Below are 17,849 nucleotides of genomic sequence, written 5' to 3'. Positions count from 1 at the left end.
TTTTAAACCAGGATTTAACGAATTTTTAGGATTTATAAGATGCTGGTTCGAATTATAAAACATAGAATATTAATAAAATAGGTAAGCGGAGTAAAGGAAGATCTGGTAAATCCTAAAAATTCGTTAAATCCTGATTCTTATGAAAGCAATACTCAACCACTTATTTGAACATAAAACGTTCTCGCACGCGCAGTCAAAAGAGATACTGACCAATATTGCGCAGGGCCAATACAACAACTCGCAAATGGCGGCTTTTATGACGGCCTATTGCATGCGCAGTATTACGGTTGACGAGTTAGAAGGCTTCCGCGACGCGATGGTGGAGCTATGCGTGCCGGTTAAAATTGAGGCTGATGATCTGATTGATCTTTGCGGTACGGGTGGCGATGGTAAAGATACATTTAACATCTCAACCCTGGCGTCTTTTGTGGTAGCGGGTGCAGGTTATAAAGTAACCAAGCACGGCAATTACGGCGTGTCATCCGGTTGTGGTTCATCAAATGTGATGGAGTATCTGGGTTACCAGTTTCATAATGATGTAGATACACTACGCCGGAATGTGGATGAGGCCAATATCTGCTTCCTGCATGCACCGCTGTTCCATCCGGCTATGAAAACTGTAGCGCCTATCCGCCGCGAGCTGGGGGTTAAAACCTTCTTTAATATGCTGGGGCCGCTGGTAAATCCGGCCAGACCGAATAATCAGATGGCAGGCGTTTATAATCTGGAATTGGCGCGATTGTATGCGTATCTTTACCAAAAATCAGACGTAAAGTATACCATTGTTAACGCTTTGGATGGCTATGACGAGGTATCACTCACCGGCGATTTTAAAACATTTTCTGCCGCTGGCGAGCAGATCAATAATATTGATAAACTGGGTTTTGAGCCACTTAATCCTGCTGATATTGCCGGTGGGCACACCGTGGCAGAATCTGCACAGATATTTAAAAGTGTGTTGAATGGCGATGGTACCAGCGCGCAAAACAACGTGGTGTTGTGTAACGCGGCTCTGGCCATTCGCACCATTAAACCGGAAAAAACCTTTGCCGATTGCTTTTACGATGCAGAAGAGGCACTAATGAGCAAACGCGCACTGATGAGCTTTACAAAATTGATAGCCAACTAATGAAAATTAAAGTTTGCGGTTTACGGGAAGACGGCAACATTGAGGCCGTAGCTGCGCTGAAACCTGACTATCTGGGTTTTATCTGGTATGCGCAATCGCCGCGGTATGTATACCGCTTGTCTGAAGAAACTTTAAAGAATCTTCCGGCAAACATCATAAAAACAGCGGTGTTTGTGAACGAAAATGCCGATATCATTCGTGCCATCGTCAAGCAGTTCGGGTTTGAAGCTGTACAGCTACATGGTAATGAAAGCCCGGAGTTCTGCGGTGGATTGAAAGGGGAGGTGCAGGTATTGAAAGCCTTTGGGTTAGACGAGCAGTTTGATTTCAATCGCCTGAAACCTTATGAGGGTAAGGTTGATTACTTTCTGTTTGATACCAAAACACCTAAACATGGTGGTTCTGGGCAGATCTTTAATTGGGATGTGCTGAATGATTATAAACTGAATGTGCCCTTCTTTTTAAGTGGCGGCCTGAGTTTAGAAAACCTGGAGGAAGTAAAGAAAATCAACCACCCGGCCTTTTATGGTATAGACCTGAATAGCAGGTTTGAAATTGCGCCCGGACTAAAAAGTATAGAAAAATTGAAGCAGGCTTTTGAGCTGCTGAAACAAGAATAAAAATGAGATACGGAGTTAACGAACAAGGCTACTACGGCGATTTTGGCGGAGCCTACATTCCAGAAATGCTTTACCCAAATGTGGAAGAGCTGCGCCAGCAATATTTAAACATCCTGAACGATGAAGGTTTTAAAGCCGAGTTTAATCGTTTGCTGAAAGATTACGTGGGCCGGCCTTCGCCGCTGTATTATGCCAAAAGGTATTCAGAAAAATATGGCGCTAACATTTTCCTGAAACGTGAGGATCTGAACCATACCGGTTCGCACAAAATCAACAACGCTATCGGCCAGATCTTGTTAGCCGAACGCCTTGGCAAAAAACGCATTATTGCCGAGACTGGTGCTGGTCAGCACGGCGTAGCTACCGCTACCGTTTGTGCCTTGAAAGGTATTGAATGTGTGGTGTATATGGGCGAGATTGATATTCAGCGCCAGGCGCCAAACGTTGCCCGCATGAAGATGCTGGGCGCCAAGGTTGTACCAGCTACATCAGGCAGCAAAACCCTGAAAGATGCAACCAACGAGGCCATGCGCGACTGGATCAATAACCCGGTTGATACGCATTACATCATCGGCTCGGTAGTTGGCCCGTATCCATATCCTGAAATGGTGGCTCGTTTCCAATCTATCATCTCAGAAGAAACAAAAAATCAGTTGCTGGAGCAAACCGGCAAGGAGCTGCCCGATTATGTGCTGGCCTGTGTAGGTGGCGGCAGCAATGCCATGGGTATGTTCTACCATTTTCTTGATGATGAAGCCGTAAAACTGATTGCTGTAGAAGCTGCAGGCAAAGGGGTGGATAGCGGTCACTCTGCTGCCACAACATCACTAGGTAAAGAAGGTGTGTTGCATGGTAGTCGTACTATTTTGATGCAGACAGAGGATGGGCAAGTAGTTGAGCCATATTCTATCTCAGCCGGTCTGGACTACCCAGGTATTGGTCCGCAGCATGCGCATTTGTATAAAGCAAAACGTGCGCAGTATGTAAGCATTACCGATGATGAGGCGCTGCAGGCTGGTTTGTTGCTATCGCAAACAGAGGGTATTATCCCGGCGATAGAAAGCGCACACGCATTTGCCTACCTGGAAAAAATGCAGTTTAAGAAAGATGATAACGTAGTGATCTGCCTGTCGGGCAGGGGAGATAAAGACCTGGATACTTATATTAAATATTTTAAATATTAGAACCTGGATTAAACGGATTTATAGGATTTTCAAGATTGGAATCCTGAGAATCTTGAAAATTTGTTTAACCCTGGTTCAGACCTACTTACAATGAATCGTCTAAACCAACTTTTCGCAAAGAAAAATAAAGACCTGCTGTCTATTTACTTTACAGCCGGTTACCCTGATCTTAACTGTACCGTAGATATTGCCGAAACACTGGAGAGAAACGGCGTGGATTTCCTGGAGATTGGCTTCCCGTACTCAGACCCTGTAGCTGATGGGCCTACCATTCAGGAGAGCTCGCAAAAAGCGCTGGATAGCGGCATGACGTTGAAGCTGTTGTTTGAGCAACTGAAAGATTTGCGCAAACGTGTGAGCATTCCAATTTTGCTGATGGGTTACGTTAACCCGATGGTGCAATATGGTGTAGAACGCTTTTGTCAAACCGCTGCCGAAGTGGGTGTAGATGGCGTGATTGTACCTGATTTGCCGATGTATGAGTATGAATCAATGTACAAGCCGGTGTTTGAGAAATACGGTCTGAGCAATATTTTTCTGGTAACGCCGCAAACATCAGCAGAGCGTATCCGTAAGATTGATAGCCTGAGCAATAGTTTTATTTACCTGCTATCATCTTCATCTATTACCGGTGGCAGCCTTAATGTATCAGATTCTATTGAAGGTTATTACCAGCGCGTTAAGGCGATGGAGTTGAAGAATCCAATTGTTATCGGTTTTGGTATCAATAGCAACAAAACCTACAGTAAAGCTTGCGAGTATGCTAATGGCGCTATTGTAGGCAGTGCATTTGTAAAATACCTGGGCAGTCGCGAAGATTATATGGCGGGCATCCCTGAGTTTATACAAAACATTAAAGGCTAAATAATATTAGAGGTGGCTCAAATCCGGGTCACCTCATTTCTTAATCTTAATTAAGATTTTTGTGCGCCGCCCGGTGCAACTTTGTGGTATCAAAATAAATCGATACTACAATGGAAACAAGAATTGATCTCTCAAAAGTTAATCCCGAAGCTTATAAGGCAATGTTAGGCCTGGAAGGATTTTTAGCAAAATCAGGCTTAAACAAACTGCACAAACATCTGCTTAAAATACGTGCTTCACAAATAAACGGCTGTGCGTATTGTGTTGATATGCACACCCAGGAGGCCCGTCATGATGGCGAAACCGAGCGCCGTATCTACAACATCAGCGCCTGGCATGAAACTCCTTTCTTTTCTCCCGAAGAACGCGCCATACTCAAGTTGGCCGAAGAAGTGACGCTGATTACCGGCCGTGTATCTGACGAGACTTACAACAACGCTTTAAACCTGTTAGGTGAAAAATACCTGAGCGAGGTGTTGATGGCCATTGTTACCATCAACGCCTGGAACAGGATTGGTGTGTCATTGAATTTGATGCCGGCATAATTATTGAGAATTTTTAGTAAGTTGTGATTGTGTAAATCTGCTGATAAACTAATTAAGCAAGCCTACGCCGATAAAAGACTTAAAGATTTACGAAGTTTTAAAAACTTCGTAAATCTCAATACGTTTTTACTCACTACTCACTACTCACTACTCACTACTCACTACTCACTAAATCATTGTCTCGCTCTCAAATGCAAATGATCTGGTGGCAGGGGCACAAAATCTGTTTCGCCGGGTACGGGCGGGAACTGTTGTTCCTGCCATTTTTGTTTGGCTTGCTCTATACGCTCACGGTCGCTGGCTACAAAGTTCCAGTAGATGAAACGTTCTTCGGGAAATGGTTCGCCGCCAAAGAAGTACAGCGTAGTGCCCGGGTTAACCATAAACTCGCACAGCTGACTGTTTTTGGCTACCAGTAATTCTTTTGACTCATAGGTTACGCCATCACTCTCAATGCTTCCTTCCAGAATATACAAACCGCAGTCGCCATAAAGCTCATTGCCTATCTTGATGCTTTTTTGTTCTGTACTTTTAACCTCCAGGAAATATAGCGGACTGTAAACCGGTATGGGCGATTGATGCCCCATAATTTGTCCGGCTACCAGCTTATAGTCAACACCGTCTGTTTGCCAGGCTGGTAATTCATCTTCATTAGCGTGGTGGAATGATGGCTCCATCAGTTCTAGTTCTTTTGGTAAAGCCACCCAGATCTGCAGACCGTGCAGGCTTTTCTCACTTTCTCTTAAATAATCGGGTGTGCGTTCTGAGTGGGCAATGCCTTTGCCTGCCGTCATCCAGTTTACCTGGCCAGGTTTTATTTCAACCTCAGTTCCCAGACTGTCTTTATGCATCACAGCGCCTTCAAACAAATAGGTAAGGGTAGACAGACCGATATGTGGATGCGGCGGAATATCCAGATTTTTACCCGGTGGTAATAGTGCCGGCCCCATGTGATCTATAAATATAAACGGGCCAACCATGCGTTTGCTGGAAAAAGGCAGCAGGCGGCCTACCAGGAAATTGCCAATATCGCGTGGGCGCTCTTCAATAATCAGATCGATGTTTGACATGATGTTTCGGTTTGAAATGTATGGCAAGTTATTAAGTATCTGTTAAAAATTGATGCAAGGCAACCTCAAATAAAAAAATACAGTAACAGATTAATATCTTCGGGCTCTAATAGTTATTATGAGATATTTTCTTTGCATTGTACTGCCGCCTGTAGCGGTGCTGAGCACCGGTCGCATTTTAGCTTTTATATTGAGCTGCATATTAACGCTTTGCTTCTGGATACCCGGAGTGATCCACGCCATATTAGTAACCAGCGATTATTATGACGCCCGTCGGCACCGGCAAACTATGCGGGCCATCAGGCGCAATCGTTATTAAAATAAAGATCAACCTTAATCATACGTATGTATTTCATCCTGTCTAAAATCCTTTACTTTTTGATCCTGCCGCTTAACTGGGTGATCACTTTACTGCTGATAGCTGCCTATACCCGCCGCAGAAAACTAAGGAAATGGACCGGAGGAATTGCTGTTGTGCTATTACTTGTACTCTCTTGCCCATACTTGTTTACGGTAGTAGCATGGAACTGGGATTTTCATCGTGTTGAATTGCCCGAAGGCAAAAAGTATAGCGCTGCAATTGTACTAGGAGGGTTTACGTCGACAGATGATGAGCAGAATGGTTTTTTTAACGCAACTGCCGATAGGTTTATTCAAGGCATGCGCTTGTATGAAATAGGCAAAGTTTCACACATTCTGATAACCGGGGGTAATGGGCAATTGATACATGGTGGCTATAGTGAAGGTGAGTGGACCAGGTTACAGTTAAAACAGCTTAATGTTCCTGATAGCGCGGTGCTGATTGATGGAAAGTCTCGCAATACATATGAGAACGCCAAATTCTCTAAAGAGCTACTGCAAGAAAAAGGAATAAAGCCTAAATATCTGCTGGTAACATCAGCTTTCCATATGCGCAGGGCATTGATGATTTTTCGCAACCAGGGAATAGATGTAGATCCGTACCCCTGCAATTTTTTTCTGGGTGGCGATGCTTTTTCATTGCAGCAGTTAATACCAGATTTTGCCACGGTTACTTACTGGCCAACTTACGTGAAGGAGATGGTAGGGTATATGGTCAATTCAAAAATGTAAATTTAGCTCAAAACCGGTATCTCAATGATAAAAGTAGATCCGCGGCCTTCTTCACTTTCTACCTTTAAGCTGCCGTCATGTTTCTCTATGATCTGTTTGGCAATGCTCAGCCCTAATCCGGTTGATTTTTCGCCGTTTAGTCCGCTGCGGCCGGCTTTGGTAAAACGTTCAAAAATAAGAGGCAGCATATAGGCGGGGATGCCTACTCCATAATCCTGCACTCGTATTTGTGCTTTGCCGTTTGTTTCGGTAAGTATAATATCAAGCTGATCGCCTGCTTTAGAGAACTTCAATGCGTTGCTGATCAGATTGTCCAGCACACGGTTAAATTTATCGGTATTTAATAAAACGTTTATCGGTTGCGGCGTCGCACTTAACACAATCCGGCTTTGGGTGGTAGTAAGATTGGTCCAGGCGTTAACAATATTTTTTAGTGAATCATTAAGGATTACCGGATGTAGTTCCAGGTGACTGTCGCCCTCGTGCCTGGCTGTCTCCAGCAAGTCATTCACAATGCTGCGCGCTTTAAGACACGATGCTTTGATCATGCTTAAACTTTCTTCTGTCTCGGCGTCCAATTTGTCCAGCTCCATAACCATCGCTATAGATTCAATAGCGGCAATAGGGTTGCGCAGGTCATGTGCAACAATACCAAGCACATCGTTCTTAAAATCGCTGGCTTTTTCTATCTCAATGTTCTTGCGTTGAATCTCGTTGAGCTGTAAAAAGTGATTGGCCCTGTACGAGTAAAAATAGCGCGACATAAAGTAGAAACCCGTCAATACAATAATAGATGTTAGTTGATTATAAAGCACATCGGTAGGATCGGCACGGCTTAGGAAAAGGATGAGCGTAAATATCAACTCTGCCACTATGGTCATCATAATGGTGTCTTCAACCTCCATAATAAAAGTTACGGCAACAGTAATCAGCGCTACCAGATAAAGCGTCAGGTTACTACGCGGATCGTACATGGCAATAAAGCTGCCCATAATGCCGCTAAAAAGCAGAAACAGAGAGAATAGGATAACAATGGCCGTGGTTAATCCCGTTGCTTTATGTTTTTTTCGATAGCTATTCACCTGCAGCATAGTTGTCAGGTAAAACATCGGCGTAACAATAAGATACAGCCAGTTGGTAAAGCTAAATTCGGGGTAATTGGCCGCGTGTGTTAAGCTCTCCGGAATAAAAATGGTAAACAGGCGCAGCAGTAAATTTAATACAAAGAAAATAATGCTGACAATTTGTACCGCTTTCAGGTTCTGAAAGGCGTAACTGTTTCTAAAGGCAGCCCTTTGGGCCTTTGGTACATTTTTAAAAAAATAAGTATTCAATGTTGAAGAGGACTAAGCAGCTCTAAAAATATGCTTTTTACTTTTTGTAAAAAAGATTAAAGCTTGATAATCAGGTAGATTATTTCAAAGCAGAGCGAGGATATCAGTCTTTAAAACCAAAGAAATATGCCACAATGCAAAACACAAGTACGGCAAACGCGGCAATTGCCGAAAAAACCTTTTTCATAGCTTGGGGGTATTGATGTATATCACCTTAAACACAACTTAGGGGGATTGGTTTAATATTTCAAAGATAATAATTGTTAGTCATAATAACCTGGACAATTTGTCTCTTGAAATTAACAATGGCTGACTTTTTTTCAGGCGAAATGGTACTGGCAAACGTTTTGATGACAAACAGATATGAACTTTAACAATTTTACCATCAAAGCTCAGGAAGCTGTACAGAAGGCTTCTGAGATTACTATAGGCAATCAGCAGCAAGCTATTGAGAATGCGCATTTGCTCAAGGGTTTGTTACTGGTTGATGAAAATGTGATCAGCTACTTGCTGAAAAAACTAAACGTAAACTTAAACCGCCTGAACGAGTCGCTCGATCAGCAGATCGCATCGTTCCCAAAAGTTAGCGGTAGCAATGTATATTTATCTACCAACGCTAATTCTGCTCTGCAAAAAGCCCAGGGCTATCTGAAGGAGTTTAAAGATGAGTTTGTTTCGGTAGAACATATTCTGCTGGGGATACTTGCGGTTAGCGATAAAACATCTACAGCGCTGAAAGATTACGGCGTTAACGAGAAAGACCTGAAAAAGGCCATTGTTGATTTGCGTGGTGATAACAAAGTGACCGACCAAAATGCCGAGGCTACTTACAATGCGCTAAATAAATACGCCCGTAACCTGAACGAGTATGCAGAATCAGGCAAACTTGACCCGGTGATCGGTCGCGATGATGAAATTCGTCGGGTGATTCAGATTCTCTCTCGCCGTACCAAAAATAACCCGATACTGGTCGGTGAACCCGGTGTAGGTAAAACCGCTATTGCCGAGGGTATTGCTTTTAGGATTATTAAAGGTGATGTGCCCGAGAACCTGAAATCAAAAATAGTTTACTCGCTGGATATGGGTGCGCTGATTGCCGGTGCCAAATATAAGGGCGAGTTTGAAGAGCGATTAAAAGCTGTTATAAAAGAAGTAAGCCAAAGCGATGGCGATATCGTGCTCTTTATAGACGAGATTCATACCCTGGTGGGTGCTGGTGGTGGTGAGGGTGCTATGGACGCGGCTAATATTTTGAAACCGGCCCTGGCACGCGGCGAATTGCGCGCTATAGGTGCAACTACGCTGAACGAGTATCAGAAATACCTGGAGAAAGATAAAGCCCTGGAACGCCGTTTCCAGATGGTGCTGGTGGATGAGCCGGATGCCGCCGATGCCATTTCTATTTTGCGTGGATTGAAGGAGCGTTACGAAACGCACCACAAGGTGCATATTAAAGACGAGGCTATTATTGCGGCGGTAGAAATGTCTCAACGTTATATTTCTGATCGTTTCTTGCCTGATAAAGCGATTGACCTGATGGACGAGGCTGCATCAAAACTCCGTATGGAGATGGACTCAGTGCCGGAAGCGGTGGATGAATTGGAGCGCCGCATCATGCAATTGGAAATTGAGCGTGAAGCTATTAAACGCGAAAAAGATACTGACCGTGTAAAAGAACTGAGTGAAGAGATAGCCAACCTATCGTCAGAGCGCGATTCTGTACGTGCCAAATGGCAAAGCGAGAAAGATCTGGTAGATGGCATCAACCAGAAAGTTGAACTGATTGAGAACTATAAGCTTGAAGCCGAGCAGGCCAAACGCGCAGGTGATTATGGCAAAGTGGCCGAATTAGAATATGGCCGCATTAAAGAAGCCGAGCAGGAAGTAGAGAAACTGAAAGCTGCACTGCTGGAAAACCAGAAAGATAGCCGGATGCTGAAAGAGGAGGTGACTGCCGAAGATATTGCCGGTGTGGTATCTCGCTGGACTGGCATCCCGGTATCAAAAATGATCCAGAGCGAGCGCGAGAAACTGCTTAACCTGGAAGACGAGCTGCACAAACGTGTAGCAGGGCAGGATGAAGCTATTGAAGCAATTAGTGACGCTATCCGCCGTAGTCGCGCCGGTTTGCAGGATAAAAAGAAGCCTATCGGGTCGTTCATCTTTTTGGGTACTACCGGTGTGGGTAAGACCGAGCTGGCTAAAGCGCTGGCAGAGTTTCTGTTTAATGACGAGCAGGCATTGGTGCGTATAGATATGTCAGAATATCAGGAGCGTCATGCCGTATCTCGGTTAATTGGCGCGCCTCCGGGCTATGTAGGTTATGATGAAGGCGGTCAGTTAACCGAAGCTGTTCGCCGCAAGCCTTACAGTGTTGTTTTGCTTGACGAGATTGAAAAGGCACACCCAGATATATTTAATATTTTGCTACAAGTGCTGGATGATGGCCGCCTTACAGATAACAAGGGCCGCGTGGTAAACTTTAAGAATACGATCATTATCATGACCTCAAACATCGGCTCAAATATTATTCAGGAGAATTTCCAGGGGTATGACGAAGAGAACAACAAGGAGGGGGTAATAGCTAAGACTAAAAATCAACTGTTTGAGTTGTTGCGTCAAACTATCAGGCCAGAGTTTTTGAATCGTATTGATGAGATTATCATGTTTACTCCGCTAAGTAGAAATGAGATTGGCGATATTGTTAAACTGCAGTTCCGTAGCGTGCAGCAAACACTGGCCGAGATGGGTATTACCATTGATGCATCTGACGAGGCGCTGGATTGGCTGGCTCAGTTAGGATATGATCCACAGTTTGGTGCCCGCCCGCTTAAACGTGTTATTCAGAAAAAGATCCTGAACGAGTTGTCTAAACAAATACTGGCGGGAAAAGTGGACCGTAACAGTACCATCAAGCTGGATATGTTTGATAATCAGTTTGTGTTTATGAATACCGGAAATAACGAGTAATTTATCAGCTCGTAAAGCTTTTAATAATGAAAAAGGGAGCGTCGTTATATACGTTCCCTTTGCTTTTTTACGTAGGTTGTTTTCGAAATGTTTTAATTAATTTAGAGCTTTTAGGAATAATATACTGTTTATGACTGTTTTATAGTGCTTTATGTTGATAAGTATTTTTTTAATATTTAAAATATCTCCTATTTTTGAACCCTCATAAATCCCTAATTGAAGGTGAAACGCATCTACGGTATCCTATTCCTTATCCTTATGATCGGCGCATTCTCTTGCCAGAAAGCCGACTTGCAAAGCGTCCTGCAATCCATCTCTTTTAATGATCAAACTTTAAATCTCAAGGTTGGAGATACCCAGACCCTGAAACCCGTATTTACGCCCGATAGTTTTTCTACCCTTCCCGTTGTTTGGTCAACAGGTGATGAGTCGGTTGTCACTGTGTCTCAGACGGGTATTATCTATGCAACATCGCCAGGTACAACCTGGGTAAGTGTTAAAGATAAAAACAGCGCCACCAAAGGTAAGCTGGTTATTGTGGTGACTAATTAATCTCTTTTAAGCTAAAAGCAGAAAAGTTAAAGTAAAAAGCTTTTTTCTAATACAAACGGGTAAAATGGCAGTATGCTTTTGGCTTTACGCTTTTACCTTTCAGCTTCAGTGTTATTTTCTCGGTGCATAAACTATAATACAAGCGCCTAATAAAGCTATCAATGCGCCAATAATATCATATTTATCGGGCTTAAAACCATCAATTTTCCACGCCCATAAAACTGATAAAATAATAAATATACCACCATAAGCGGCATAAACCCGACCGAATGATGCTGTTTGCCAGGTAGCTACCACACCATAAAGTATCAATATTATTCCGCCGGTTAGGCCATACCAGGCGGGTTTGTCGGCTTTTAGCCATTGCCAGATAAGGTAGCCGCCGCCAATTTCACACAGGCCAGCCAGTATAAAAAGTACAAAAGATCTGATGATGTTCATTTAATTGTTATTTCAATTTCCAACCCACAAATGGTTTTACGGTAGCGCAATTGGGGGTGCCGTCTTTGCCTTGGCCGGATACGTGGGTAATCAGGTGTACATTGTCGTTTGCCGTAGCCATACTGATGCCGGTCAGCGGAATTTTCAACCGGCGATCCCACGGCTCATCGGCGGCACCCGCGTATTTCCCGATATTAAGGTAGATGAAACGTTCGCCGGGAGTCCCCTGAATAAACGGACCTCTAAAATCAGCTAGATGAGGATTGTTTTTGTCGGGCTTTACTTCAGTTGTCAGTTCAAAACACAAATCTTCGCCGGTTTTTGATTGCTGCCTTTGCGCTACTTCAAACCTGCTTCCTGATCCTTTTTGCAGCGCAAAGCTTACGTCAATATTCGGATTTTCAAGAATGATAGATAGCGTTATCAACATAAACATTTGTGGTGTTGGGCAACGCATACAATATAGCAGCTTTTTTATATTTTTGCGCCACGTGCCTAACCCTGATGCACAATAGCGCAGGTATGGTTTACGTTTCCTCTTACCAATGGATATATCAGTTGTAATACCTTTATACGATGAGGTTGAATCATTGCCCGAGCTTACCTCATGGATAGCCAGGGTGATGGACGAGCATCGTTTTTCATACGAAATTGTTTTGGTTGATGATGGCAGTACCGACGGCTCATGGGATATGATCGTTAGGCTGAAAGACCAGAATCCGGCCATTAAAGGCATTAAATTCCGTCGTAATTACGGTAAATCTGCCGCGCTCAACACCGGTTTTGAGGCAACCAAAGGCAATGTGGTAATTACCATGGATGCCGATTTGCAGGACAGCCCAGACGAAATTCCGGAACTTTACCGTCGAATAAAAGAAGAAGGCTACGATCTGATCTCCGGCTGGAAAGCCAAGCGCTATGATCCGCTCAGCAAAACTATCCCTACCAAGTTGTTCAATGCTGCTACCCGCAAAATGTCGGGTATCAACAACCTGCATGATTTTAACTGCGGACTGAAAGCCTATCGTGGCGCCGTAGTAAAAAATATTGAGGTGTATGGCGAGATGCACCGCTATATCCCCGTGCTGGCTAAATGGGCTGGTTTTAAAAAGATAGGCGAGCAGGTGGTAGAGCATCGCGCCCGCAAATACGGCAAAACCAAGTTTGGCATGAGCCGGTTTATTAACGGGTTTCTGGATTTGCTGTCTATTTTCTTCGTCGGCAAGTTTGGTAAGCGCCCGATGCACTTCTTTGGTTCAATGGGGGTGCTAAGTTTCTTTACCGGTCTTATCATTTCTATCTGGATCCTGGCCGAGAAACTTTATCTCATAGCTCATCACCGCGCTTACCGCGATGTTACTGAGATGCCGTTGTTCTACATTGCTATTACGGCCATTATCGTTGGTTCACAACTGTTTTTAACAGGTTTTGTGGCCGAGCTTATTGCACGTAACGGCACCGACAGAAACAAATACCAGATCGAGGAAGTGGTCTGATTTTTAGATTTGAGACGTGAGATTGGAGAAATGAGACAAGAATTGAAATTAAATTAATTTTATTCTTATCTCATTTCCAATCTGTGTATCAAATCTAAATAAGCGCTCACCTCAAGTCTCATATCTCAAATCTTACATCTATCTAAAGTGTTTTTCTCTATCATTATACCGCTCTATAACCGCCCGCAGGAGATTAATGAACTGCTGGATACCCTTACCCGCCAAACCTATACCCGGTTTGAGGTGCTGGTGATAGAGGACGGTTCTAAACTGCGTGCCGAAGATATTGTGCGCAGCTATGAAAACCGGCTGGATGTAAAATATTTTGAGAAGCCCAATAGCGGTCAGGGTTTTGCCCGCAACTATGGGTTTGAGCGTGCCCAAGGCGATTATTTTATCATATTCGATTCTGATTGCCTGATCCCTGCTAACTACCTGGAAATTGTAGCAGATCATCTTTCGCATGATTACCTTGACTGCTACGGCGGGCCGGATGCTGCACATCCATCATTTACCCCCATACAAAAGGCCATTAGCTATGCCATGACGTCGCCGTTTACCACCGGAGGCATCCGTGGCAACAAAAAGGGGATAGGGCAGTTCCACCCGCGCAGCTTTAATATGGGGCTCTCGCGCAAAGTTTGGGAGAGTGTCGGTGGATTTATTATTCCTTACCTGGGTGAGGATATAGAGTACAGTATCCGCATCCACACCAAAGGTTTCAAAATAGGGCTGATCCCTGATGCTAAAGTGTATCACAAGCGTCGCACTAACTTCAGGCAGTTTTTTAAACAGCTGCACTTTTTCGGCAGGGCGCGGATCAATATTTATAAATTTTTCCCGTCAGAGCTGAAACTGGTGCACTTTTTCCCGGCTGTGTTTACGTTGGGTTTGCTAACTGCTGTAATATTAAATATATTAGGTTTAAAGATCGCTCTACTGGCCAATGCAATGTTGGCAATCTATTTTTTGTTAATATTTTTTCATTCGTTAATTAAAAATAAATCGCCAAAAGTTGCATTTTTGAGCCTAATTGCTGCCTTTATTCAATTAACCGCCTACGGTTTAGGATTTATGCAGGATCTTTGGAAGCGCGTTATATTAAAAAAAGCATAAACGGTAACTATGTACCATCCTTTTTCTGTTGCAGAAACAATAAAGACTTCGTGGCACATTATCAAGAAGAACTTTGTTACTATCACGGTTTTTTCTGTGATAGCGGTAATTATTCTTGCGCTTATACAGGTCATCAATTTCTTTTATCAGTCTACTTCTGATTTTACCGTTCAGACCATACTGTTCTTCCTGCTGATCTTCATTCAAGGATATACTACACTTGGTTTGTATAAGCTGATATTTACGCTGATAGATAGCGAGTACTATGAGTTTGAATTCTCGCAGATCATCCCGTCGTTGCGTATGGTGGTGAGTTTTATTACTATCAGTATCTTGTTCGCCTTCATTGTAACTACCTATAACTTCTTTATTGTTGAGATTTGGCTGAAGGAGTATCCGGCGCTACAAGCCGTGTTCAGAACTATTGGCGTGTTAACGCTAATGTACCTGGTACTGAGATACATGTTCTGTGTTTGCTTTATAGTAGATGATGACTCCGGTCCGATTGAATCATTAAAACAAAGCTTTCAACTCACTAAAGATAATCTGGGTAAGATTGTGTTGATCCTGCTGATCAGCATCGGTCTAATCGTTTTAGGCTTTGCAGCGCTGATTGTTGGTGTAATGATTACTTATCCGCTGGTAAATGTTATTTTGATTGTTACCTACCGCAAACTGGTTTACAGCCATCAGGATGTAGACGACGACTTATCTGAAACCAACTGATTTGTTATGGGACTGAAATCGGTTTTGAGTAAGGTGTTTGCGTCGGTGGTTAACCGGAGTCTGAATAAGGTGCGTGGTAATGCTGTCGGTCTGCAACAACAAACTTTTCAAACCATTATTGATCAGGCTAAGAACACCGCATTCGGTCGAGATCATCATTTCAGTCAGATTAAATCTTACGAAGATTTTAAAAAACACGTTCCCATCCGCGATTACGAGGATCTGCGTCCATACATAGACCGTGTGGTTGACGGCGAGGAAGATGTAATGTGGCCCGGCAAACCTGCTTATCTGGCTAAAACTTCAGGCACAACATCGGGCGTAAAGTATATTCCAATATCTAAAGAAAGCATGCCCGAGCATATCAAGGCCGCGAGGAATGCTTTACTGAACTACATCCACGAGACCGGCAAGTCTGATTTTGTAGATGGTAAGCTGATCTTTTTACAGGGAAGCCCGATATTAAATAAGAAACATGGTATTGATACCGGCCGTCTTTCGGGCATTGTGGCGCATCACGTGCCGCAGTATCTGCAAAAGAACCGCTTACCAAGTTACGAGACTAATTGTATAGAGGACTGGGAGCAGAAGGTTGACGCCATTGTAGAAGAGACGCTGCAGGAGGATATGCGCCTCATCAGCGGGATACCGCCCTGGTGCCAGATGTATTTTGACAGGCTTTCGGCACGTAGCGACGGTAAAAAGATTAAAGACATTTTCCCTAACTTCAAGCTGTTTGTTTATGGTGGGGTGAATTATGAACCCTATCGCGCAAGGATTGAAGAGAGCATCGGTTTTGCCATAGATTCTATTGAAACCTACCCGGCATCTGAAGGCTTCATCGCTTTCCAGAACTCGCAGAAAGATAAAAGTCTGCTGCTACTGGCCGATGCGGGGATGTTCTTTGAGTTTGTCCCAGCGGATGAATATTTTAATGACAACCCAACGCGTTTGAGCCTGGCCGAGGTAGAGTTGAATAAAAACTACGCGCTTATCCTCAATACCAACGCCGGTTTATGGGGATACAGCATTGGCGATACCGTTAAGTTTGTATCGAAAGATCCGTATCTACTGCTGGTTACTGGGCGTATAAAGCACTATATATCAGCCTTTGGTGAGCATGTGATTGGAGAAGAAGTTGAATATGCACTGATGAGCGTGGCCAAGGCCGAAGGGGTTGATGTAGTTGAGTTTACGGTTGCACCGCAGGTTAATCCGCAGGCTGGTCAGTTGCCGTATCATGAGTGGTTGATTGAGTTTGGTAAGGCACCGGCAGATCTGCAAGCCTTTGCCCTGAAAGTTGATAAAGCACTTCAGCAGAAAAATATTTACTATTTTGACCTGATTGAGGGTAACATATTGCAGCCTCTGGTGATCAAAAGCCTGCAAAAAGACGCATTTATAAATTACATGCGCTCGCAGGGAAAATTGGGCGGACAAAATAAAGTGCCCCGCCTTTCAAACGACAGGAAGATTGCCGAAGAAATGTTGAGGTTGGACGTTGGAAAAGAATAACAGTACATTGAATAAGATAAAGAATATTGCCGTTTTAGGTTCCACAGGCAGCATTGGTACGCAAACGTTGGAGGTGATTAGCGAGAACCCCGGCTTGTTTCGTGCTTATGCCATAACCGCACAAAACAGTGCTGATCTGCTCATTGAGCAAGCCCTGCAGTTTAACCCTGCGCACGTAGTGATCTGCAACGAAGAAAAATATCAGCAGGTTAAACAGACGCTTGCGCATACATCAATCCAAGTGCATTGTGGAGCAGAAGCCATCAAAGAAATAGTTACCCATCCAGAGATTGATACTGTGCTTACCGCCATGGTAGGCTTCGCGGGTTTAGAACCTACTATTGAAGCTATCAAGGCAGGCAAAGAAATCGCGTTAGCAAATAAAGAGACACTGGTTGTTGCCGGAGACTTGATTACCGATCTGGCGCGCAAACATCATGTATCTATCCTGCCGGTTGATTCTGAGCACTCGGCTATTTTTCAATGTTTGGTAGGAGAGCAGTATGACGAGATTGAGAAGCTGATCCTTACGGCATCCGGCGGTCCGTTCCGTGGCAAAACTGCAGACGTCCTGACAAATGTTACCCGTAAAGAGGCATTAAAACATCCCAACTGGGTAATGGGCGCCAAGATCACTATAGACTCGGCCACGTTGATGAACAAAGGCCTGGAGGTGATCGAGGCCAAATGGCTCTTCAATGTAAATGTTGATCAGATTGAGGTGATTGTGCATCCGCAATCCATCGTTCACTCGCTGGTGCAGTTTAGAGATGGCTCGTTAAAAGCACAAATGGGCCTGCCTGATATGAAACTGCCTATACAATATGCACTCGGTCATCCGCAGCGTATTGCCAATAATTACAAGCGTTTCAGCTTTTTAGATTATCCTTCTCTTAGCTTTGAGCAGCCTGATCTGAAAACCTTCCGCAACCTGGCGTTGTGTTTTGATGCATTGAAACAGGGCGGCAATATGCCATGTATTGTCAATGCGGCAAACGAGGTGGCAGTGGCAGGATTTTTGAAGGATGAAACTGGCTTTTTGCAAATGAGCGATATCATTGAAACCTGCATGACTAAAATGCCGTACATCGCTGCGCCTACTATGCAAGATTATTTGAATACTGATAAAGAAACACGCATATTAGCGCAAAATTTAATCAAACAAATGCCGTTAAAGGCAGTAACTATCTGATTT

General features: G+C 43.8%; 18 protein-coding genes. 14 read left to right on the top strand and 4 right to left on the bottom strand.

The window, feature by feature from the left end; genetic code table 11:
* Positions 1 to 139: 139 nt before the first annotated feature.
* From trpD to ABZR88_RS10655, 5 genes are all read left to right on the top strand, one after another.
* Positions 140 to 1,129: an anthranilate phosphoribosyltransferase gene (gene trpD, locus ABZR88_RS10675; RefSeq protein ID WP_107828964.1), complete on the top strand. Its 990-nt coding sequence runs from the start codon at positions 140 to 142 to the stop codon at positions 1,127 to 1,129.
* A complete protein-coding gene (locus ABZR88_RS10670; RefSeq protein WP_107828963.1) occupies positions 1,129 to 1,749 on the top strand; it encodes a phosphoribosylanthranilate isomerase in 621 nt (206 codons plus the stop codon). Before trpD ends, ABZR88_RS10670 begins: the two co-directional genes overlap by 1 nt.
* A gap of 2 nt (positions 1,750 to 1,751) precedes the next feature.
* Positions 1,752 to 2,933 carry a tryptophan synthase subunit beta gene (trpB, locus tag ABZR88_RS10665; RefSeq protein ID WP_107828962.1) on the top strand — a complete coding sequence of 394 codons (1,182 nt, stop codon included), beginning with the start codon at positions 1,752 to 1,754 and terminating at the stop codon, positions 2,931 to 2,933.
* Positions 2,934 to 3,023: 90 nt separating this feature from the next.
* The gene (trpA, locus tag ABZR88_RS10660; RefSeq protein ID WP_107828961.1) at positions 3,024 to 3,797 is read left to right on the top strand and encodes a tryptophan synthase subunit alpha; all 774 of its coding nucleotides are present in this window, start codon (positions 3,024 to 3,026) and stop codon (positions 3,795 to 3,797) included.
* A 110-nt stretch (positions 3,798 to 3,907) separates the two neighbouring features.
* Positions 3,908 to 4,342 carry a carboxymuconolactone decarboxylase family protein gene (locus ABZR88_RS10655; RefSeq protein WP_107828960.1) on the top strand — a complete coding sequence of 145 codons (435 nt, stop codon included), beginning with the start codon at positions 3,908 to 3,910 and terminating at the stop codon, positions 4,340 to 4,342.
* 173 nt (positions 4,343 to 4,515) lie between these two features.
* Here ABZR88_RS10655 and ABZR88_RS10650 read toward each other — a convergent pair whose 3' ends face one another.
* Positions 4,516 to 5,412 (bottom strand): pirin family protein, encoded by an 897-nt coding sequence (locus tag ABZR88_RS10650; protein ID WP_107828959.1) that lies wholly within the window; start codon positions 5,410 to 5,412, stop codon positions 4,516 to 4,518.
* Between the two features lie 118 nt (positions 5,413 to 5,530).
* On the opposite strand from ABZR88_RS10650, the gene ABZR88_RS10645 reads away from it, so the two are divergent.
* Positions 5,531 to 5,731: a YqaE/Pmp3 family membrane protein gene (locus ABZR88_RS10645; RefSeq protein WP_107828958.1), complete on the top strand. Its 201-nt coding sequence runs from the start codon at positions 5,531 to 5,533 to the stop codon at positions 5,729 to 5,731.
* A 26-nt stretch (positions 5,732 to 5,757) separates the two neighbouring features.
* Positions 5,758 to 6,504 carry a YdcF family protein gene (locus tag ABZR88_RS10640; protein WP_107828957.1) on the top strand — a complete coding sequence of 249 codons (747 nt, stop codon included), beginning with the start codon at positions 5,758 to 5,760 and terminating at the stop codon, positions 6,502 to 6,504.
* 2 nt (positions 6,505 to 6,506) lie between these two features.
* Here the strand turns inward: ABZR88_RS10640 and ABZR88_RS10635 are convergent, their stop codons facing one another.
* Positions 6,507 to 7,838 (bottom strand): sensor histidine kinase KdpD, encoded by a 1,332-nt coding sequence (locus ABZR88_RS10635; RefSeq protein WP_107828956.1) that lies wholly within the window; start codon positions 7,836 to 7,838, stop codon positions 6,507 to 6,509.
* Positions 7,839 to 8,201: 363 nt separating this feature from the next.
* Between ABZR88_RS10635 and clpB the strand changes: the two genes are divergently transcribed.
* Both clpB and ABZR88_RS10625 read left to right on the top strand, forming a co-directional pair.
* Positions 8,202 to 10,808 carry an ATP-dependent chaperone ClpB gene (gene clpB, locus ABZR88_RS10630; protein WP_107828955.1) on the top strand — a complete coding sequence of 869 codons (2,607 nt, stop codon included), beginning with the start codon at positions 8,202 to 8,204 and terminating at the stop codon, positions 10,806 to 10,808.
* Between the two features lie 222 nt (positions 10,809 to 11,030).
* Entirely contained in the window at positions 11,031 to 11,360 is a 330-nt protein-coding gene (locus ABZR88_RS10625) for an Ig-like domain-containing protein (RefSeq protein ID WP_170113616.1), read from the top strand.
* A gap of 111 nt (positions 11,361 to 11,471) precedes the next feature.
* On the opposite strand, the gene ABZR88_RS10620 is transcribed toward ABZR88_RS10625, so the two are convergent.
* Positions 11,472 to 11,801 (bottom strand): YnfA family protein, encoded by a 330-nt coding sequence (locus ABZR88_RS10620; protein WP_107828953.1) that lies wholly within the window; start codon positions 11,799 to 11,801, stop codon positions 11,472 to 11,474.
* Positions 11,802 to 11,808: 7 nt separating this feature from the next.
* A complete protein-coding gene (locus tag ABZR88_RS10615) occupies positions 11,809 to 12,231 on the bottom strand; it encodes a DUF5990 family protein (protein WP_369434721.1) in 423 nt (140 codons plus the stop codon).
* 115 nt (positions 12,232 to 12,346) lie between these two features.
* On the opposite strand from ABZR88_RS10615, the gene ABZR88_RS10610 reads away from it, so the two are divergent.
* From ABZR88_RS10610 to ABZR88_RS10590, 5 genes are all read left to right on the top strand, one after another.
* The gene (locus tag ABZR88_RS10610; RefSeq protein WP_107828951.1) at positions 12,347 to 13,297 is read left to right on the top strand and encodes a glycosyltransferase family 2 protein; all 951 of its coding nucleotides are present in this window, start codon (positions 12,347 to 12,349) and stop codon (positions 13,295 to 13,297) included.
* 147 nt (positions 13,298 to 13,444) lie between these two features.
* A complete protein-coding gene (locus ABZR88_RS10605; RefSeq protein WP_107828950.1) occupies positions 13,445 to 14,413 on the top strand; it encodes a glycosyltransferase family 2 protein in 969 nt (322 codons plus the stop codon).
* Positions 14,414 to 14,422: 9 nt separating this feature from the next.
* On the top strand, positions 14,423 to 15,139 hold the full coding sequence (locus tag ABZR88_RS10600) for a glycerophosphoryl diester phosphodiesterase membrane domain-containing protein (RefSeq protein WP_107828949.1): 717 nt from the start codon (positions 14,423 to 14,425) through the stop codon (positions 15,137 to 15,139).
* Between the two features lie 6 nt (positions 15,140 to 15,145).
* Positions 15,146 to 16,654 (top strand): GH3 auxin-responsive promoter family protein, encoded by a 1,509-nt coding sequence (locus ABZR88_RS10595; protein WP_107828948.1) that lies wholly within the window; start codon positions 15,146 to 15,148, stop codon positions 16,652 to 16,654.
* Positions 16,655 to 16,670: 16 nt separating this feature from the next.
* Positions 16,671 to 17,846, top strand: a complete 1,176-nt coding sequence (locus ABZR88_RS10590) for a 1-deoxy-D-xylulose-5-phosphate reductoisomerase (RefSeq protein WP_107829013.1) — start codon at positions 16,671 to 16,673, stop codon at positions 17,844 to 17,846.
* Positions 17,847 to 17,849 lie beyond the last annotated feature (3 nt).

Source organism: Mucilaginibacter yixingensis, from assembly GCF_041080815.1.
Classification (GTDB): Bacteria; Bacteroidota; Bacteroidia; order Sphingobacteriales; family Sphingobacteriaceae; genus Mucilaginibacter; species Mucilaginibacter yixingensis.
Note: the sequence above shows the minus strand (reverse complement) of the source record. Positions and strands in the feature narration are given on the sequence as shown.